The organism is Bacteroides hominis, from assembly GCF_033042785.2.
In the GTDB taxonomy this organism is placed as follows: Bacteria; Bacteroidota; Bacteroidia; order Bacteroidales; family Bacteroidaceae; genus Bacteroides; species Bacteroides hominis.
The window spans coordinates 2,164,657-2,185,433 of sequence record NZ_CP178829.1 but is presented as its reverse complement, the minus strand read 5'-3'; the positions used below and the strand labels follow the sequence as shown (position 1 = coordinate 2,185,433).

The window sequence follows — 20,777 nt, the reverse complement described above, 5'->3', positions numbered from 1 at the left end:
TGGGGGATGTTATGGTGTTGCGTGTATTTATAAATAGATAGGTAATAAGAAGGTAATAAAGATGAAACAAGCGACAAAAGGAAATAAGAATATAATAAAGAAGCTGCTGACCGATGGCCTATCGCCGGAAGAGCGAGAAAAACTTAATAACTATAAATTTGTGAATCAGGCAATTTATAGTCAATGGGAACAGACTTCTGATATGTATACCGATGTCGATAAGGAAGAACGAATGCTAACAAACGTTATGCACCAAATAAAGAAAGGAAAAAGCGGACGTTTTAGGCAAAGCCTACATCGGTATAGCTGGGTAGCATCCATAGCATTATTGCTAATTTGCGGAACATTATCTTTAATGTTATTATCCAGAAAATCAGATCCAAAAGTTTGGTATGTTCTGAATTCAGGACGCCAATCCATGGATTCAGTGAGACTGGCAGATGGTACATTGGTGATGTTGAATGCTGGAAGTCGTTTGACATATCCTAAAGAGTTTTCCGGAGAAAAGCGGGAAGTAACTCTTTCAGGACAAGCTTTTTTTAATGTTCATCCGGATAAGGGACATCCTTTTGTTGTAAAAACCAAGAATATGGATGTTACAGCTTTAGGGACAGCATTTGAGGTTTTTAGTTTTGATGGTGACGAAAGTGTAGAAACAGTATTGCTCAATGGCAAAGTTAGGGTAGAACCTAAGGATAACAAAGAGCAAATTAAAGGAGAATACATTCTTCGTCCGAATGAAAAATTGACTTGCCAAGCAAACGGTGATGTGCGTATAGATCATGTAGATGCTAATTCATATTCTGCTTGGCGTATTGGAGGACGATTGAGTTTCAAGAACGAAACATTGGCCATGATTTTACCTCGTTTAGAGAAATGGTATGGTCAAAAGATCGATTGCTCACAGAAAGTGGCTGATCATTATCGCTTTACATTCACATTGCGAAATGAACCATTGGATCTGATTCTGAATATTATGTCGCATAGTGCGCCATTAAATTATAAATTAATAAGCAATGACTACTATGTTCTCGAAGAACTTAAGTAGAACACGATTTAAGAAATAAAAAAATAGTAATAAAAGCTAAGTTCATACGGAACTTGGAAAACAGGACAAAAGATAAGATTTATACCAAGTTCGTTTAGAACTTATACCAAACATCAAATTTTAAACCTAAATTAATAAAGAAAAGAATGAGAGAGAAACCGTAAATGACGTTAACCTGGTGCAGCGATGCTTTAGAAGTGTCCTGTGCTCACTTTATCAATCAAAATTACAATCTAATAATTAATCGTATTTATGAGAAAATGCAACATGCGGTGGTTTAGTCCGCAAAGAATGAAAAAGCATCTGGCTTTTGCTTTGGCAGTTAGCCTGATAGCTATGGTACCTGTGAGTGCCTTCGCTCAAGTACTAAAGATTTCAATGACGAAGACAAACGTATCCATCGAGAGTGTACTGCGTGAACTTGAAAAACAAAGCGAGTATACTTTCTTCTACAATGACAATCAGGTAAAGCTGAACAAGAAAGTATCCATCAATGTGTCGGATGCTCCGATCGAAACTGTACTGAACGAAGTATTCAAGAATTCGGGATACACTTATAAGATCGTGGATAATCAGATCGTAGTATCTGCGACGAAAGAAGCGACAAAAGACGTACAGACAACTCAGCAACAAAAGCAGAGAAAAGTTTCGGGAGTTGTAAAAGATGCAATGGGTGAAGCCATCATTGGAGCATCAGTAGTAGAAAAAGGAGCTCCTTCTAATGGTACTATAACAGATATTAACGGACAATTCAGTCTGACAGTAGGCGGCAACGAATTACAAATTACCTATATCGGTTATATGCCTGAAACAGTATCGTTGAAGCCAGGTGTTACTTCTTACAATGTTACCATGAAAGAAGATACAAAGACCCTTGACGAGGTAGTTGTAGTAGGTTACGGCGTACAGAAAAAAGCAAATTTAACAGGTGCAGTATCATCCATTAATGCTGAAGCACTGGAATCTCGTTCTGTATCAAGTGTTTCTGCAGCAATGGCTGGAACAATGCCGGGTGTAACAGCTATCCAATCTTCCGGTGCTCCGGGATTACAAACCGGAACAATTACCGTACGTGGTAAAAACTCGGTGAATGCGGCCAATCCGTTAGTCATCGTAGACGGTGTACCGGGTAGTATGAATACCATTGACCCACAGGATATCGAAAGTTTGACAGTATTGAAAGATGCTGCTTCTGCCGCAATCTACGGTGTACAGGCTGCCAACGGTGTAATCTTGATTACAACTAAAAAAGGTAAGAAAGGACAAGATGCCAAAGTATCCTATTCGGGTAGTGTAGCATGGGCAACTCCTACAACAAAACTAAACTTCCTTGGTTCGGCAGACTATGCTATGCTGTACAATGAAGCTGTAAAAAATGAAAATCCCAATGCCGCCCTTCCGTATAGCGATGAAGATATCGAGCTTTTCCGGAATGGAACTGATCCAATCGGACACCCCAATACAGACTGGTATAAAGAGACATTTAAAAATTTTGCATTTGAACAACAACACAATTTCTCAATCAATGGTGGCTCTGAAAAAACAAATTACAGTGCATCGGTTGGTTATCTCTATCAAGGTGGTTTAACAAACGAAAATGATTATAATCGTTTCACCGGTCGTATCAACGTTGAATCAGAAATCAGCAAATGGTTTTCTGCCGGACTGAATGTATCCGGATATAGAGGAACACGTGAGGATGGAGCTGTCGGATTTGCTACACTGATGAGTGAAGTGACCCGTAACAGCCCGACACTACCGGTTTACAATGAAGATGGTACATTTAATTATAGCGGAAAAGCCAATCCGGTAGCAGAATTAGGAAGAACCGGTTTTTATCGTCAGATGGACCAGCAGTTGAATGCTATCCTACATGCAACCGTACACATCTTACCGGAATTGAGCGTTAAGGGATTATTCTCTGTACGTAATGATATTCGTAACATCGATTACTTCAAGAAACATTATTCATATGGTACCGGATCAAATATTTCTGATTCTGGTTTGAGAGAAGGATACGATAAATATTATATCTGGAACGAATATACATCTCAGTTGTTGGTGAACTATAACAAAACGTTCAAGCAACATACTATCGGTGCATTGTTTGGCTTTGAGCAGTGGGAGCAACTTTATAAATATACAGAAGCCACACGTAAGGGTGGTGGTAGCGATGAACTAACAGAGTCATTGAATACACTGGATAAATCATCTCAAACCAATTCTGACGGTGGCACGGAGTTAGCCCGTCGTTCATACTTTGGCCGTATCCAATACGATTACGCTGACAAATATTTATTTGAAGCGAATCTGCGTGCAGATGCTTCTTCACGTTTCCCGAAAGATAATCGTTGGGGTGTATTCCCTGCATTCTCTGCCGGATGGAGAATCTCAGAGGAAAACTTTATTAAAGACAATCTGAACTGGATGAGTAACTTGAAGTTACGTTTAGGTTGGGGTCGTACCGGTAACGAAGAATTGAGCGATATCTACCCTGCAGTAGCGACTTATGCTTATGGTTCTTATATGTTTGGTAATACATTGAACACAACCGCCTATGAAGCGAGATATGTAAACAGTGCACTTCAGTGGGCCACAGTTACTAATTACGAAGTTGGATTAGACGCAGGATTCTTAGATAATAAACTTGGATTTGAACTGTCTGTATACAAGAAAAAAACAGATGACATGCTATTGAAACTTCCGGTACAGGGTATTTTAGGTATGTCAGCACCAGTTCAGAATGCAGGTAGTGTAGAAAATACAGGTTTCGATTTGAACATTTTCCACAATAACCGTATCAATAAAGATTTCAGCTATGCTGTAAATTTAAATCTGGCTTATGTAAAAAACCGTATCACAAACCTTGAGGGTACTGAAGGAGAAGATCCTGACAACAATAAATTATGGCGTTTAGAAGGTTATCCCATCGGTTCATTCTATGGTTACAAAGCAATCGGTTATTTCAATACTGAAGAGGAACTGGCCAACGAACCGAAACGTACAGGAACAGAAAAATTGGGTGATATCAAATATGCTGATTTGAATGGTGATGGTAAAATTGATGCTGCGAATGACCGCACAGTGATCGGTCAAAACTTCCCGAGCTGGACAGGTGGTTTAAGCATTAACCTGTATTGGAAAGACTTCGACTTCTCTGCTCTGTTCCAAGGTGCATTCGATGTCGATAAATACTGTGAAGCCGAATCTTCATACGCATTCTATAATGGTGGTAAAGTGCTGAAAAAACACTTAGATCGATGGACTCCGGAAAATCATAATGCCAGCTATCCTCGTATCACAAAAGATTCACAAACTAACTTCGTAACTTCTTCTTTCTGGTTGGAAGACGCGTCTTATGTACGTTTGAAGAATGTGTCATTAGGCTACAATCTGCCTAAGAGTTGGCTGAACAGAATTGGCGTTAGCAGAATCAAAGTCTATGTAGCTGGTGAAAACTTACTGACATTCTGTGGCCTTGAAGACATTGACCCGGAAGAATCAAGTACACGCGGATGGTCATATACCAACGTGAAGAAAGTTTCATTAGGCCTAAAAGTTTCATTCTAAATCCCTCAATACTATAAAAATATGAAAAAGAATTACTTATATATATTTGCAACAGCCCTTATAGTAGGGTTCAGCTCTTGTAGCGACTTTCTGGATCGCTATCCTCAGGAAGAGCTTTCTGATGGTAGCTTCTGGAAAACGCCGGATGACGCAAACAAAGTAGTCTCAGACCTCTATGGCTATCTGTCTACATGGGATCAAGACAACGACATTAATTCAGACAATGCCACAATGGGTATCAAATGGGCTGCAGGTAATATTTCCAAAGGAATTTATGACCCGGCAGACCAAGGTTGGAGCGGTGATTATGCAAATGTCCGTCAGTGTAACCTGATTCTTTCAAAAATAGATGAGATTCCTGATTATCCTGAAGCAGATAAAACCAAAGCACTCGGACAGGTATATTTCTTCAGAGCGTATATTTACTTTAATCTGATCCGTTCATTCGGAGACGTTCCATACATTGATAAACCTCTGGACTTAAAAGACATGGAAGGAATCACACGTATGCCAAGAGCAGAAGTATATGAGAAAGTCATGGCTGATTTTGACAGAGCAATTGCTGCCCTTCCAACAGAATGGCCTGCTTCTGACTATGGACGAATTACTAAAGGAGCCGCTATGGCAATGAAAGCAAGAGCTGCTTTATACTACGGAAATTGGGATGTAGCTGCCAAAGAAGCCAAAAATGTAATGGATTTAGGCTTGTATGAACTTTATGATAAAGACAATACAGGCAAATATGCTGAACTTTTCTGGGAAAAAGCCGATGGTTGTGACGAATTCATACTTGTTACCCAATTTAACTACCCGGACAAAACTCACTACCTGATGGGTTGGGAATGTTTCCCTACAAAAGGTTGGGGTGGCATGAACCCCACTCAAAGTCTGGTGGACGCATTCGAAGATAGTGAAGGCGCTCCGATCAGTAAATCTAAAATATACGATTCAACAGATCCATTCAAAAACCGTGACCCACGTTTGGAGGTAGACATTTTGCACGATGGTGAGGAAATGTATGGCGTAACAATAAAAGTCGCTCCTTTGGCTTCAAGCGGTAGCACAGGCATCAACCAACATAATGATGCTACAGAAACCGGATATTATGGCCAGAAATGGCTGGACCCAAGTTTAGATCCTCAGTCTGATGGCTGGAACATGGGTAAGGACTGGGTACATATCCGTTATGCTGAAGTACTCTTAACTTATGCTGAAGCCATGAACGAACTTAAGGGGTTGGATCCGGCTGCATTTGATGCCGTCAATCAGGTAAGACGTCGTGTAGGTATGCCTGAACTTCAGAATACGGATGCCAGCAAGCCTACTTATTGTGCTACTCAGGATGATCTCCGTCAACGTATCCGTAACGAATGGCGTGTAGAATTTTGTCTGGAAGGCGGAAAACGTATGTGGGATATCCGTCGTTGGGGAATTGCCAAAGACGTATTGAATGCACCATTCGAAGGATTGAAATATAAGATTGTAGACAACCCGAATGATCCCGACAAAAAAGTAGATGGTGGAAAAATGTGTATCCTTTATCAGGGAGAACCGATTAAGTTGGTAGGAAGCAGATACTCGGACAATAACTATTTGTTCCCTGTACCGCAAAGCGAAATTGACTTGAATCCTGCTCTAACACAGAATCCGGGTTATTAATAATAGTGTTTAGACAATGGGGGCATTCCAATCAGGGAGTGCCCTCATTTCTCTTATTATCTTGCATCTATACTTATGAAGCGGTTACCATACCTACTTTTTTTACTACTTTTCATTACCTATTTCCTTTGTTACCAAGGGGTACTTTCACATGTGATTTATTATCACGAACAACACCATTTGTTCCTGTTCTCTAAAGAATACTTCTTCAAACAAATTCATACGGAAGGGTTGATCGCATATCTGAATGATTTCATCGTTCAATTCTTTTATATACCCATATTGGGGAGTGCAATATTATCCGGGATATTGGCGGGAATATATCTGTTGACGCACTATTCTTTCAAAAAAATAACAGGACAAACAGACCTGTTACAATTATCCTTGGTTCCCTCTATATGTCTTTTCATTTATACAATGCCTGTAGATCATTCATTAACACCTGTCGTGGGAGTTTTCTTGGGGCTTTTGTTACTTGCCGGAATTAATCTCTTCATAACCAAACAATGGAAATGTTTCATCCGCATTCCATGGATTAATGTTCATGGAAATAAAAAGAATATGGCAATTTCCACAATTTTTATAATCATATATGCCATTGCCACATGTTATATATTCGTACAATCATATAATATGCCGGAACGCATCATGTTGATGGCTGAGAAAAGCGTAAAAGAGAGAAATTGGGAGAACACATTGACACAAACAGAAAAATATATAAATTCAGGGAGAACCAATCAACTGATCTCCTATTTTCACAACCTGGCTTTATATCACACAGGAAAACTACCTTACCACCTATTCGATTATCCACAAAAATTAGGAGTCAAAAGTCTGTACTTCCCATGGAACAGTGACAGCCGTGAAAGCGAATATGGACATTTCATTTATGAAGACCTGGGATATATCAACGAGGCACAACGGTGGGAATTCGAATCGATGGTTGTCTGGGGAGAGACCGCTCCGCACCTGATTAACCTGGCACGGTATAACATAGCCAATAAACGTCCCAAAGTGGCACAGAGGTTTATCAACCTGCTTAAACAATCTCTTTTCTACAAGAAAGAGGCCGAAGCATTGGAGAAATGGCTACCGACAGGAAATGTTCCCGGGTTGAAAGTATCACCCGGCAAGACCTCCAACACACCTGTACGATTCGCGAATGTTATAAATATAGGACCGGAACTGCAATATCTGTGCGAACAAGACTCAACAAACCGGATGGCTTTCGAATATCTGATGGGTAACTTACTGTTGAGCAACAATGTCATACGTTTTGTGAATAACCTGAAGTTCATACATAATTTCGATTACCCTCAAATGCCACCCGCTTACGAAGAGGCACTCTATATCTATAAATTAGGAGTAGGCGAAGAAACTTTTTCAAAATCAGGTTTCACTGTAAGCGAACAAACCGAAAAACGATTCCAACAATATTATGGTTTATATAAAAACAGAGAAATGCAAAGGTTGAAATCGGAGTTTGGAAACACCTATTGGTACTATCTGAACTTCATCAGTCCCTATGGAGATAAAATCATTAAGAATTAATCTGCACTGATATGAAAACTACCTATATTCTTTTTATAATGGCTCTTGCCTGGATACTACAAGCCTGCACGGAGCAATGTCAAAGGCCGGACTTATATACAGATAGTATTCCCTGTATATACCCGGATTATACAGGAGTCACATTCCCGGTTAATATTGCTCCGCCAAATTTCATTATCAAAGAAGAAGCTGATGTTTTTCAAACAGAAATTGGTGTAGAAAAAGTGACAGATATTCTATATACCAGCAAGCAACCGGAAGTGATTATCCCATCCAAAGCCTGGAAAAAACTTCTCCAAAAGGCAGCCGGAAAGGAAATATTCATTCGCATCACCCTGCTGAAGGGAGGAAAATGGAAACGGTATGCGGATATCAAGGATACCATATCGAATGAACCGATAGATGAGTATCTGGTCTATCGGTTACTCTACCCGGGATATGAACTCTGGAACGAGATGGGAATCTATCAACGAAACCTGACTAATTATGAGGAAACTCCCATAGCGGAGAATAAAGCATTTGAAAAACAATGCATAAATTGCCATACGTTCAACCGGAACTCGCCCGAAACCATGATGATACATGTACGTGGAAAATCGGGAGGAACGCTGATATCAAAGAATGGAAAAGTAGAAAAAGTCAATACAAAACCGGAAGGGGCCAAGAATGGAGGAACCTATGCAGCATGGCATCCTACAGGGCGATATATTGCTTTCTCTATGAATGAGATACAACAGTTCTTCCATTCATCGGGACAAAAACCCATCGAGGTGTCAGACCTGGCCGCCGACTTGATGGTATATGACACGCAAAAGAAAACGTTCCTCACGGACTCCCTGATTTGTGGGGATAAATACATGGAGACATTTCCGAACTGGACACCGGACGGGAAAACGCTGTACTTCTGCCGTGGAAACGCTTATAAAGAAAAGATGCCGCTGGACAGTATTCATTATGACCTATGCCGGATTGGATTCGACCCCGAATCAGGTAAGTTCGGGAGCTTGGAGTGTGTATATAAAGCTTCGGGACAGGGGAAGAGCGTGTCTTTTCCAAGAGTTTCTCCGGATGGCAGATACCTGATGTTCACTCTATCTGATTATGGTAACTTTTCTATCTGGCATCCGGAAAGCGAGCTTTGCCTTTTAACGATAGATACCGGAGAGATACGGCTTTTAAACGAAGTAAACAGTGATGACGTGGAAAGTTTCCATACCTGGGCGTCATCCGGAAAGTGGTTCGTATTCAGCAGCAAACGACTGGACGGACTTTGGGCACGACCATTCTTCGCCAGTTTCAATCCGGAAACAGGAAAAGCGGGAAAACCGTTTTTATTGCCACAGAAAGATCCGCGTTTCTATGATACGTTTACTAAAACGTATAATTTACCGGAGCTGATTAAAGAACCGGTGCGTAACGGAAATGAACTGATAAAAGCTATACATTAATTTAACACACTTTACCCCGAAAGAGAGGGCTTTCCATTTTGCAGTAAGCCCTCTTTTTTAGAACTTTGCGACATCACTCAATAAACATTTAATTCAAAGAAAACACATGAAAAACATTTTCCTTACCTTAAGTTTGGCTATCGGATTGCTTTTACCTTGCAATCTGTATGCTCAAAGCCAATATCCGTTCCAAAACACGACATTATCTACCGAAGAAAGAGTAAATGACCTTATCGGACGTATGACCCTTGAAGAGAAAATAGATTTGCTTGCCGGATACAACGATTTCTATCTGCACCCGTGCGAACGATTGGGAATACCGGCATTCAAACTGGCTGACGGTCCGCTGGGCGTTGCCTCCTGGGGATTGTTCGGACGTGCTACCGCATTTCCATCGGCACTTTCTCTGGCTGCCTCATGGAACAAAAATCTGGCAGAAAAGACAGGAGCCATGTATGCCCAGGAATGGCGTGCGAGAGGTATTCATTTTCTTTTAGCTCCGGGAGTAAACAACTACAGAGCTTCCAAAGGAGCCCGTAATTTCGAGTATTTCGGCGAAGATCCCTACCTGACATCCGAAATGGTAGTCCCTTTTATTAAAGCGGTACAAGACGGAGGAGTAATCGCCACCATAAAACACTTCGCAGCCAACGATCAGGAGTTTGACCGCTATACAGTCAGTACGGAAGTATCCGAACGCGCGCTGCAGGAAATTTACCTTCCACCTTTTAAAGCTGCCGTACAAAAAGCAGGTGTCAAAGCCGTCATGACAGGTTACAACTTAGTGAACGGAATACATTGTACTGAAAACAAACATCTGATCGATATTTTAAAGAAGGACTGGGGTTTCAAAGGCATGTTGATGTCAGACTGGGCATGTACCTATTCCGCTGACAATGCCGCAAACTACGGTTTGGATCTTGAAATGGGCAGCAACGACTGGTTCACCCGCAAAGAACTTCTCCCACTTATTAAAGAAGGAAAGGTTACAGAGGAAGTGATCAACGATAAAGTACGCCGTATTTACGGAGCCTGCATCTCAATGGGATTTTTTGATCGGCCTCAGCAAGACACCCATATCCCGACTTTCAACCCACAAGCCAATCAAATGGCATTGAATGCCGCCTGTGAAGGTATCATCCTGTTAAAGAACGAACAAAACACATTACCCATCCGCCAACCTAAAGTAATTGCCGTGATCGGTCCTACAGCCAATCCGGCGATTGTTTCAGACAGAATATACAATGTCAACAGCATTGTGTATGGCGGAGGTGGAAGTTCTAAAGTTCACCCCTGGTATGTCGTTTCAGCATTAGAGGGTATCTGCCAGGAATTCCCGGAAGCAACTGTATATTACACCGAAGGAATATCCAACCAGTTCAAACCCCGGTTGTTCCGTAACAGTAAGTTCCGTACCAAAGATGGTAAACCCGGACTGGAAGCCAGTTATTATGCATTGTCATCTGACAGTTCTGCTATGCTCTCCGACAAAATGATCCAGCAACAGGCAGTAGCTGCCGGAAGAACAGTAAACAGCAATCAACCGGGCAACACAGCATCCGGAAACGGTAAAGATGAAAACGGACTGATCATTCGCCGTATCGACCGCACAGTAAATTACGAATGGTGGGGATACCCTTTCAACGAGAGCAAATTGGGAAGTGACTACCGGATATGTTGGGAAGGATACGTGGATGCCGAGAAGACAGACAGCCTCCGGTTCTTTGTCGATGCACAAGGAGCGTATCGCCTGTGGATAGACGGAACATTGGCATTGGACGCTTCCCAGTCTCAATCGTTCGACGTACGCAATATTGCCGTTTCAGTACGGAAAGGAGATGCCAAACACGTTCAGCTGGAATTCTGTAACCAACGCAGCACCCCGGCAGAGATCCGGATGGGATATGCTTATCAAAGCGACATTGACTTTTCTGAAGCAAAGCGACTGGCTGAGAAAGCCGATCTCGTGGTGTTCTGTGCCGGATTGGACGGAAGCATCGAACTGGAGGGGCGCGACCGACCGTTCGATTTGCCTTATGGACAAGACCTGCTAATCGAGGAATTGATTAAAGTAAACCCCAAACTGATAGTAGCCATTCATGCCGGAGGCGGAGTGAACATGACCCGGTGGATCAATCAGGTACCCGCTGTAGTACATGCCCTCTATCCCGGGCAGGAGGGTGGACACGCATTAGCCCACATTCTTTCGGGCAAAGTAAATCCGTCAGCCAAACTCCCGTTCACAATCGAAAAAAAATGGGAAGATTCGCCGGCATACGGGCACTATGATGAAACCCGAAAAGAAAAGAAGGTATATTATACAGAAGGAATCTTCACCGGTTACCGGGGATACGACGAAAAAGGTATCGAACCTCTTTTCCCATTTGGATTCGGACTCTCGTATACCACTTTTGATTATACGGACCTCAATATCCGTATTACAGATAAAAAACAGAAGAAAGTCACAGTTTCGTTTACCATAACCAATACCGGGCAGCAAGACGGATACGAAATTGCCCAACTTTATGTACATGATATACAGTCTAAAGAGCCCCGTCCACAGAAAGAATTAAAAGGCTTTGACAAAGTATATCTGAAGGCAGGAGAAAGCAAACAGGTAGAGATCGAACTGGATGAAGACGCATTCCGGTATTTCAATGCCCGACAAAACCGTTGGGTATTTGAGAAAGGAGAGTTTGAAATCCTGGTAGGTGCCTCTTCCAGAGACATCAAACTGACAGGAAAGATCAAGATATAATCTTTATCAGTTGACGGGGAAAAGCGATAACCGGCTTTCCCCGTCAGCCTGATCTCTTCTATCCTTTTTTCACCTTCTTATATTCTCTGGGAGACATACCCATTATCTGGCTAAACAGCCGTGAAAAGTAATAAGCATCTTCAATACCTACCCGATAGCATACCTGATTCACTTTCATATCCGTAAAATCGAGAAACTGACAGGCTTTCTGAATCTTGATCTGATTGAAATAACTCAATGGTGCATAGCCCGTACGTTTCAAAAATAAATTAGAGAAGTACGAAGGCGAATATCCTGTATAATCTGCCAACTCGGCTAAAGTCAGCTTCTTACCCAAATTCTCCTTCATATAATGAATGGCTGCACTAACGGGATCTTCCTCACCCATCAGGCGGTGTTCTGAAAAAGCCTCCCGATACTCCCTGAGATAACGTAAAGAACCCAGATAATGATGAAATACAGAGCTGGCATACGAAAGATTCTCCAGACTGTACCCCATTTTCAGTACCCGAAATATTTCCTCAAACAATTCTGTCCGGTAACTGATTCGCGAATGCATTCCCGGCTTTATTTCCGTGAGCCGGCAAGTTCGGTGCGTACAATAGAGTGAAGCCAGTGTTCCCCCGAAGTGAATCCAATAAATTGTCCATGGTTCTTTTTCATCGGCGCCATAGGCATGAGGGAGTCCTGCCGGAAGTATGAAGTATTGATTGGGAGCTACCGGGTGCTTCTGCCCATCCAGGCTGAACCACCCCCTACCCTCCGTACAATAGATAAATACATATTGGTCAATCGGAACATCCCGTTCCCGAAAATGATTATAAGCCTTTGGATAATAGCCTATATCGGTAATATACAGTACAGAGGTCGCAGGCTCTGTCTTCATGCGTTGTACAATGGCCGGAGGCAATACCAATGCCTGTTCGCCGAGAAAACCGTCTTTTTGTTTTGCCATACTAACAGATTCATAGATTCACGTCACAAATATACATATAAAAAAGAAAGATAGTCCATCTTTTTAGCTGGTTTCTCTATTTATTTTCACCTCCAAACCCGCTTACTTTGCATTAATCATTTAAACCATTTAATAACATGAAACAGACACAAGGCTATTTACTACTAATCTGCATCGTCTCAGCTATGGGCGGGCTGTTGTTCGGCTATGATTGGGTTGTCATCGGTGGAGCTAAAATCTTCTACGAACCTTTCTTCGGAATTGAAAATTCAGCAGTTCTACGCGGCTGGGCCATGAGCAGCGCATTGATAGGCTGCCTGGTAGGGGCTTTGCTATCGGGTGTCTGGAGTGACAAGTACGGACGTAAAAAGATGCTCATCATAGCCTCCTTCCTGTTTGCGCTTTCAGCTTTAGGTACGGGAATAGTCGATAGTTTTTCCTATTTTATCTTCTATCGCATTGTAGGAGGACTGGGTATCGGCATCGCATCCAACGTTTCCCCCGTCTATATCGCAGAAGTTTCCCCTGCCCATGTACGAGGTAAATTCGTATCACTCAACCAGCTTACCATCGTATTAGGCATTTTACTGGCGCAACTGGCAAACTGGCAGATAGGAGAATACTATACACACGGTTCCGACGTACTGAGTGACACCAGTATAGAGTGGGCCTGGCGATGGATGTTCTGGGCAGAACTGATTCCGGCAGGAATCTTCTTTCTATTATCATTCGTCATCCCTGAAAGTCCCCGCTGGCTGGCTACTGTCCATCAACAGGAGAAAGCACGGAAAACACTGATGCGCATCGGAGGAGAAACCTATGCCCGGCAGACCCTGGAAGAACTGACACAAGTAACCCGGGGGCAAGACGGAAAACAAGATTACGAATGGAAAGCTGTCTTTCGCCCGGAAATGCGCAAAGTGCTGATCATCGGCATCGTCCTGGCTATATTCCAACAATGGTGTGGCATCAATGTAATCTTCAATTATGCACATGAAATCTTTTCATCGGCCGGTTATGCCGTTTCCGATGTGTTGATGAACATTGTAGTGACCGGAATCACCAATGTGATATTTACCTTCGTAGCCATCTATACAGTGGATAAATGGGGACGTCGCACCCTGATGCTTATCGGTTCTGCCGGATTGGCACTGATTTACCTGACACTGGGAACTTGCTACTTTCTGGATGTAAGCGGTCTGCCTATGCTCCTGCTGGTAGTGCTTGCCATTGCCTGCTATGCCATGTCACTCGCTCCGGTAGTCTGGGTGGTTTTATCCGAAATTTTCCCCGTGAAAATACGAGGTATGGCCATGGCCCTCTCCACCTTCTTCCTTTGGGTAGCTTGCTTTGTACTGACCTATACCTTCCCCGTTTTGAATGAAAGTATAGGTGCCGAAGGTACTTTCTGGCTGTATGGTGGCATCTGTCTGGCCGGATTCCTGTTCATACGCCGGAAGCTGCCAGAAACCAAAGGGAAAACACTGGAAGAAATAGAAAAAGAATTAATCAAATAATCCATAAAATAAGATGAAAGAGAATGTAAAAGTATGGGAGGAAGACATCCTGCTCCCTACCTATGGCATCGGACGTCCCGAAAAGAACCCGATGTTTCTGGAAAAGCGTGTCTATCAAGGCAGCAGCGGAGTAGTATACCCGTATCCGGTCATCGAGAAGATTGAAGACACTTGTGAAGAGAAAAGCTATCATGCCGTATGGTTGGAAAATGAATACCTCAAAGTCATGATTCTGCCCGAATTAGGAGGACGCATCCAGATGGCTTTCGATAAAATAAAGCAACGGCATTTTATTTATTACAACCACGTGATAAAACCGGCTTTGGTAGGACTGACCGGTCCCTGGATTTCAGGGGGCATTGAGTTCAACTGGCCTCAACACCACCGCCCCAGCACATTCCTGCCGGTAGATTACAGCATTGAACAATGCAAAGACGGAAGTGTCATTGTATGGGTAAGCGAACGGGAACGGATGTTCGGCCAGAAAGGGACAGCCGGATTCACACTCCGCCCCGGCCGGGCCGTACTCGAGATACAGGGAAAAGTTTCTAACCCGACTCCTCTGCCACAAACTTTCCTGTGGTGGGCCAATCCGGCAGTAGCAGTCAACGCAGACTATCAGTCTGTATTCCCCTCGGATGTTAACGCCGTATTCGACCATGGAAAGCGGGATGTATCCCGTTATCCTATCGCTACCGGAACCTACTACAAGATGGACTATTCCGCCGGAGTGGATATTTCAAGATATAAAAACATCCCTGTACCGACTTCCTACATGGCAATCCGGTCCGAATACAACTTTGTGGGCGGATACGAAAACGACACCCAGGCAGGTGTTCTGCATGTTGCCAATCATCACATATCTCCAGGAAAGAAACAATGGACGTGGGGAAACGGAGATTTCGGACAAGCATGGGACCGCAATCTGACGGATGCCGACGGACCGTATATAGAGCTGATGACAGGAGTCTATACAGACAATCAACCGGATTTCAGCTGGCTGCAACCCTATGAAGAGAAGACTTTTACACAATACTTCATGCCCTACCGGGAACTGGGAGTTGTGAAAAACGCCTCTTCGGAACTCCTGATGAATCTGGAGCCCGAAGGAACAGAGAGCAGGTTAAAGCTCTTCGCTACCTCTGCCCAACAGGGATTACACATCGTAGTCCGGAAAGCAGGAAACATCTGTTTTGAACAAACCTGCGACCTCTCTCCGGAACAAGTGTTCGACAGACTGGTCCCCGTCAACGACCTTAGTGAAACAGAAGTCATCATCTACGGTACCAACGGACGGGAGAAGCTCAGTTGGAGGGCTGAACCGGAAACTATCAAAGAGGTTCCGGAAGCAGCCCGACCCGCCCTCGCACCGGAAGAAATTAAAACAAATGAGGAACTCTACCTGACCGGACTGCATCTGGAACAATACCGACATGCAACTTATTGTCCGACCGATTATTATTTGGAAGCACTCCGCCGTGACAATGAAGACGCCCGTTGTAACAATGCCATGGGACTGTGGCTTATACGCAAAGGACAGTTCGCGCAAGCAGAGCCCTACCTGCGGAAAGCGATTTCCCGACTGACCGAGAAGAATCCTAATCCGTATGATGGTGAAGCTTTCTACAACCTTGGGCTTGCGCTGAAATTCCAGGGAAAAAACGATGAAGCATACAATTCATTCTATAAATCGTGCTGGAACGCGGCATGGCAGGATGCAGGCTATTATTCACTGGCTCAAATCTCCGTTTCACGCGGCAACTGGGAAGAAGCTCTCGGAGAAATTGAAAAATCCTTATTACGCAATTGGCACAACCTGCGCGGTCGCCATCTGAAAGCAATGATCCTCCGCCATCTTGAACGTCCGGAGGAAGCTCTTGCCTGGATAGAAGACTCCCTGAAAATCGACGCATTCAACTTTGGCTGCCTGTTCGAAAAATATCTGATAACCCGGGAAGAAACCGTACTGTCCCAACTCCGACACCTGATAAAACGCGGCGCACCCGACTACGAGGCATTAGTGCTCGACTATACCTCTGCAGGACGATTTGAAGAAGCACTGGCCGTTGCCGAGTCGGCTATCGGCCAACCCATCGGCGAACAGACTCTGCTGCACTATTACAAGAGTTGGTGCCTGATTCGTTTAGGAGAAACAGACAAGGCGCGAACAGCCATCAGGCTTGCTGAAAAAGAACCGGCCGACTACTGCTTTCCCAATGCCCTGGAAGCGATAGAAGCTCTTCAGTGTGTGGCTGACTTTATGGGAGAAGCCCCGAAAGCCCTCTATTATTTGGGAAATCTTTGGTATGACAAACGCCAGTATACCCCTGCCATCGCAGCTTGGGAACGTTCTTCGCGTGAGGACGAAACATTTCCTACCGTATGGCGTAACCTGGCTCTGGCCTACTTCAACAAATTGAATCGCCCGGAAGAAGCCGTCCTCTTGCTGGAAAAAGCATTCCGCTTGGATCCGACCGACGCCCGCGTACTGATGGAACTCGATCAGCTGTATAAACGGCTGAACCGCCCGCACACAGAAAGAATGGCTTTTCTGGAACAATATATGGATATCGTAATAACTCGTGACGATTTATATCTGGAATATGTCACCCTGCTGAACCAGACCGGACAATACAGGGAAGCCATCCGCCGGATCGATCAGCGAAAATTCCATCCGTGGGAAGGCGGTGAGGGAAAAGTTCCCGCACAATATCAGATAGCCCGCCTGGAACTGGCAAAGGAACTGATCGCGCGTAAAGAATACGATGAGGCACTCATCCGGATAGAAGAGTGCTACGCATACCCACCACATCTGGGTGAAGGCAAACTCCCTGGAGCACAGGAGAATGACTTCAATTATTACAAAGCCTGCATCCTGCAACAACTGGGCAAACAGAAAGAGGCACACGACCTGTTCCTCAAAGCCAGCATGGGAGACAGCCAGCCAGCCGCTGCCATGTATTACAACGACCAAAAACCGGACAAGATCTTCTATCAAGGACTTGCATTCCGAAAACTGGGACAAGAGAAAGAGGCACGCAGCCGCTTCAACAAATTAATCACTTATGGAGAAGAACATCTCTTCGACATATTCCGGATGGATTATTTTGCCGTATCTTTACCCGACCTTCTAATCTGGGAAGACGATATGGATAAGAAGAACCGCATCCACTGTAACTATCTGATGGCTCTGGGACATCTGGGACTGGGGAATACGGCAAAAGCCGAACACTTCTTTGAAGTAGCCGCTTCGATGGATAACAATCATCAGGGGATACAGATTCACCGGAAATTAATGAATATATAAAAGAAATGAGGCCTCACCACAGATTACACAGATTAGTACAGAACATTTAATCTTACCAATCAAAAAGAAATAAACGATTAATCCGTAAAAATCCGTGTAATCTGTGGTGAATAAAACCATACAATCATGAAAAAACCAAATCAAAACACCCGACATCGAGCCATCCTGATCCTGACCGGATGCCTGCTCGCCATGGCCGTTATGGCACAATCGACAAAAAATGATGTCCTCGACCTGTCAGGTATGTGGCGCTTTCAACTGGACCCGATGGGATTCGGCAAGACTCCCGGCTCCGAGCTCTATCTGGACAAACTCTCGGAAACCATCATGCTGCCCGGATCGACGGACCAGGGTGGCAAAGGAATCAAAAACACCGCACGTTATGTAGACCGCCTGAGTCGAAAATTCGAGTATCAGGGGGCTGCCTGGTACCAACGGGAAGTAGTGATCCCCGAGGACTGGTCCGACCGTGAGATTTACCTGAAACTGGAGCGTTGTCATTGGGAAACAACTGTCTACGTAGACGATAAGGAAGTAGGTGTCATGGAGCACCTGAGTACTCCAAACACATTCGTACTGACTCCGGTGCTCAGTCCCGGCATCCATACGCTGACCATCTGCGTAAACAATACACTCAAATATCCAATGGATCAGTGGAACCACGGAACTACCGAATATACACAAACCAACTGGAATGGAATAGTCGGTGACATTTCACTGTATGCCAAAGAAAAAGCGCACATCCGCCGGATTAATGTATATCCCGATGTGACAGCAAAAGAAGTGGAAATAGCAGTACAACCCGCCCCCCTGAAGCACGGGCAAACGGGAACGCTGGAGCTATGTATCCGGGAGAAAGGGGGCAAAGTGATAGTTCGCCAGAGCATGAGTGCAGACAGCCTGCAGGCACATGCCGGCATTCGGCAAACCCTTCCGATGGGTAAACAGGTGAAACTCTGGGATGAATTTACACCTTATTTATATGAGCTTGAGGCCAGCTGGAACGTAGATGGCAAGACAGACACCCAAACCCGGACTTTCGGCATGCGGAGTGTGGAACAAGGCAAGCATCACATCCGTCTGAACGGAAGAGACATTCACTTGCGCGGAGTGCTGGACTGCGCGGTTTTCCCTCTGACCGGCTATCCGTCGACAAACGTCGATGACTGGAAGCGTATCTTCAACACCATCAAGGAATATGGAATGAACCACGTACGTTTCCACTCCTGGTGTCCGCCGGAAGCCGCATTCGAAGCGGGCGACGAAACAGGCATGTACCTCCAGGCCGAACTCCCCATGTGGATCAAAGACGTGGGCAAATATCCTGCCCGACGCGATTTCTTCGAAAAAGAGATGTATGCCATTCTCGACGCTTATGGCAATCATCCCTCTTTCATCCTGATGTGTAACGGAAACGAAAATGAAGGTGATTTTGCCGTATTGGAAGATCTGGTGAAAAAAGCACAGGCTTATGACAACCGACGTCTTTACAGCGCCTCAACCGCCCGCACACACACTCCCTCGGATCAATATTATGTGTCGCACGTCACTTCGAAAGGATGGATCACCGTATACGAAGGGAAACCCTCGACTGACTGGGATCGTTGCAAGGAGTCGGACATCGATGTTCCGGTGATTGCCCACGAAACGGGACAGCGCTGCATGTACCCCAACTTCGAAGAAATAAAGAAATATACAGGCGTAGTCGAAGCACGCAACTTTGAAGTGTTTCGCGAACGACTTGCCAGAAACGGCATGTTGCATCAAGCCGATGATTTCTTCAAAGCAACCGGAGCACACACAGTGCTGCAATATAAAGAGGTGAACGAATCGTTGCTGCGCACTCGCAATTCCGGTGGGTTCCAATTATTGGGACTGGCCGATTTCCCAGGACAGGGCAGCGCTTTTGTCGGTATCCTCGATGCCTTTTGGGAAAGTAAAGGCCTCGTATCCCCCGAAAAGTTCAGAGAATCGTGTGCCCCTACCGTGCTTCTGGCACGCCTGCCCCAACGTACTTTCAAGACCGGAGAGAATCTGAAAGCAAAGATGGAGATTTACCATTACGGCAAGAATGCCCTGAAAGACCGGAAACTGAACTGGACATTGACAGGAGAAGATGGAACCGTGTACCGTAAGGGAAGCCTGAAAGTAAAAGAAATACAACCCGCCACGGTAGATTCGCTTGGGATCATCGAATTATCTCTGAATGGTGTGGAGAGTGCCCGCAAGCTGACACTGAAGGCTGAATTGGGAAGTTGTCGCAATGAATGGGACGTATGGGTATACCCCGAACAGCCAAAAGTTGAAGAGACTAACTTTATCTACACCCGTACCTGGAATGACAAGACCAAACAGTGGCTCGACGAAGGAAAGAGCGTACTGTTGATCCCCGAAAAGTGCCAAGGACGCAAAGCACACTTCGCCAGCCACTTCTGGAATCCGATTATGTTCAACTGGAACCCGATGATCGTAGGTACACTGATCGATAACGAGCACCCTGCTTTCCGCGATTTCCCCACGGGAAGCTATGCTGACTGGCAATGGTGGGATATCCTTAACTATTCGACAGCTCTGGAACTGGACGAACTGAAAGAAATCACTCCACTGATACAAAGCATCGACTCTTATGAAACCAACCAAAAGCTGGGAATCTCGTTTGAGGCGAATGTAGGAAAAGGAAAATTGTTCGTGCTCTGCGCCGATCCTGAAAAGAAAATCGGTGAAAGGCTTGCCATGCAGCAGTTGCTCACCTCTGTCCGGAATTACGTTTCATCCGATCGTTTCAAACCGGAAAGAAGTTTGCCTGTCTATCAGTTGGACGCACTCTTCGCTCCGGCAGCCGAAGAGAAATCCGGAAATAAAGGAAGCAAAGCGATCGAACTGTTGTTGAATAAATAATACCGTCCGACAGCCGCCGGACCCGTTTATATCCGGACGAAGGTTCGCCGCATAGCCGGAGCATAG

The 20,777-nt window shown here is 44.5% G+C and carries 10 protein-coding genes; 9 read left to right on the top strand and 1 reads right to left on the bottom strand.

All coding sequences use genetic code 11. The features are described 5' to 3' along the window. Window positions 1-61: 61 nt before the first annotated feature. From R3O62_RS09125 to R3O62_RS09100, 6 genes are all read left to right on the top strand, one after another. Window positions 62-1,048, top strand: coding sequence for a FecR family protein (locus tag R3O62_RS09125; protein WP_005775675.1), 987 nt, complete (start codon window positions 62-64; stop codon window positions 1,046-1,048). Window positions 1,049-1,300: 252 nt separating this feature from the next. Further along, window positions 1,301-4,618: a TonB-dependent receptor gene (locus R3O62_RS09120; RefSeq protein WP_122200364.1), complete on the top strand. Its 3,318-nt coding sequence runs from the start codon at window positions 1,301-1,303 to the stop codon at window positions 4,616-4,618. A gap of 21 nt (window positions 4,619-4,639) precedes the next feature. Continuing rightward, window positions 4,640-6,277 carry a RagB/SusD family nutrient uptake outer membrane protein gene (locus tag R3O62_RS09115; protein ID WP_005810142.1) on the top strand — a complete coding sequence of 546 codons (1,638 nt, stop codon included), beginning with the start codon at window positions 4,640-4,642 and terminating at the stop codon, window positions 6,275-6,277. Between the two features lie 75 nt (window positions 6,278-6,352). Continuing rightward, window positions 6,353-7,828, top strand: a complete 1,476-nt coding sequence (locus R3O62_RS09110; RefSeq protein ID WP_022011927.1) for a DUF6057 family protein — start codon at window positions 6,353-6,355, stop codon at window positions 7,826-7,828. 11 nt (window positions 7,829-7,839) lie between these two features. Then, entirely contained in the window at window positions 7,840-9,276 is a 1,437-nt protein-coding gene (locus tag R3O62_RS09105; RefSeq protein WP_269110090.1) for a TolB family protein, read from the top strand. Window positions 9,277-9,382: 106 nt separating this feature from the next. After that, window positions 9,383-12,034 (top strand): beta-glucosidase, encoded by a 2,652-nt coding sequence (locus tag R3O62_RS09100; RefSeq protein WP_250710154.1) that lies wholly within the window; start codon window positions 9,383-9,385, stop codon window positions 12,032-12,034. Window positions 12,035-12,092: 58 nt separating this feature from the next. Here the strand turns inward: R3O62_RS09100 and R3O62_RS09095 are convergent, their stop codons facing one another. Beyond that, on the bottom strand, window positions 12,093-12,989 hold the full coding sequence (locus R3O62_RS09095; protein WP_005775668.1) for an AraC family transcriptional regulator: 897 nt from the start codon (window positions 12,987-12,989) through the stop codon (window positions 12,093-12,095). Window positions 12,990-13,126: 137 nt separating this feature from the next. Between R3O62_RS09095 and R3O62_RS09090 the strand changes: the two genes are divergently transcribed. The 3 genes from R3O62_RS09090 to R3O62_RS09080 all read left to right on the top strand — a co-directional run bounded on the left by R3O62_RS09090 (window position 13,127) and on the right by R3O62_RS09080 (window position 20,711). Beyond that, entirely contained in the window at window positions 13,127-14,506 is a 1,380-nt protein-coding gene (locus R3O62_RS09090) for a sugar porter family MFS transporter (protein WP_005810153.1), read from the top strand. A 13-nt stretch (window positions 14,507-14,519) separates the two neighbouring features. Continuing rightward, complete coding sequence (locus tag R3O62_RS09085) at window positions 14,520-17,813, top strand: DUF5107 domain-containing protein (RefSeq protein WP_317472963.1); 3,294 nt, start codon at window positions 14,520-14,522, stop codon at window positions 17,811-17,813. 126 nt (window positions 17,814-17,939) lie between these two features. Then, window positions 17,940-20,711, top strand: a complete 2,772-nt coding sequence (locus R3O62_RS09080; protein ID WP_317472964.1) for a glycoside hydrolase family 2 protein — start codon at window positions 17,940-17,942, stop codon at window positions 20,709-20,711. The last annotated feature ends 66 nt before the right edge of the window (window positions 20,712-20,777 follow it).

What these genes read in the sequence shown, in the direction of transcription:
- R3O62_RS09125 (WP_005775675.1), top strand. Translation starts at nt 62, where the DNA reads ATGAAACAAGCGACAAAAGGAAATAAGAATATAATAAAGAAGCTGCTG.
- R3O62_RS09120 (WP_122200364.1), top strand. Translation starts at nt 1,301, where the DNA reads ATGAGAAAATGCAACATGCGGTGGTTTAGTCCGCAAAGAATGAAAAAG.
- R3O62_RS09115 (WP_005810142.1), top strand. Translation starts at nt 4,640, where the DNA reads ATGAAAAAGAATTACTTATATATATTTGCAACAGCCCTTATAGTAGGG.
- R3O62_RS09110 (WP_022011927.1), top strand. Translation starts at nt 6,353, where the DNA reads ATGAAGCGGTTACCATACCTACTTTTTTTACTACTTTTCATTACCTAT.
- R3O62_RS09105 (WP_269110090.1), top strand. Translation starts at nt 7,840, where the DNA reads ATGAAAACTACCTATATTCTTTTTATAATGGCTCTTGCCTGGATACTA.
- R3O62_RS09100 (WP_250710154.1), top strand. Translation starts at nt 9,383, where the DNA reads ATGAAAAACATTTTCCTTACCTTAAGTTTGGCTATCGGATTGCTTTTA.
- R3O62_RS09095 (WP_005775668.1), bottom strand. Translation starts at nt 12,989, where the DNA reads ATGGCAAAACAAAAAGACGGTTTTCTCGGCGAACAGGCATTGGTATTG.
- R3O62_RS09090 (WP_005810153.1), top strand. Translation starts at nt 13,127, where the DNA reads ATGAAACAGACACAAGGCTATTTACTACTAATCTGCATCGTCTCAGCT.
- R3O62_RS09085 (WP_317472963.1), top strand. Translation starts at nt 14,520, where the DNA reads ATGAAAGAGAATGTAAAAGTATGGGAGGAAGACATCCTGCTCCCTACC.
- R3O62_RS09080 (WP_317472964.1), top strand. Translation starts at nt 17,940, where the DNA reads ATGAAAAAACCAAATCAAAACACCCGACATCGAGCCATCCTGATCCTG.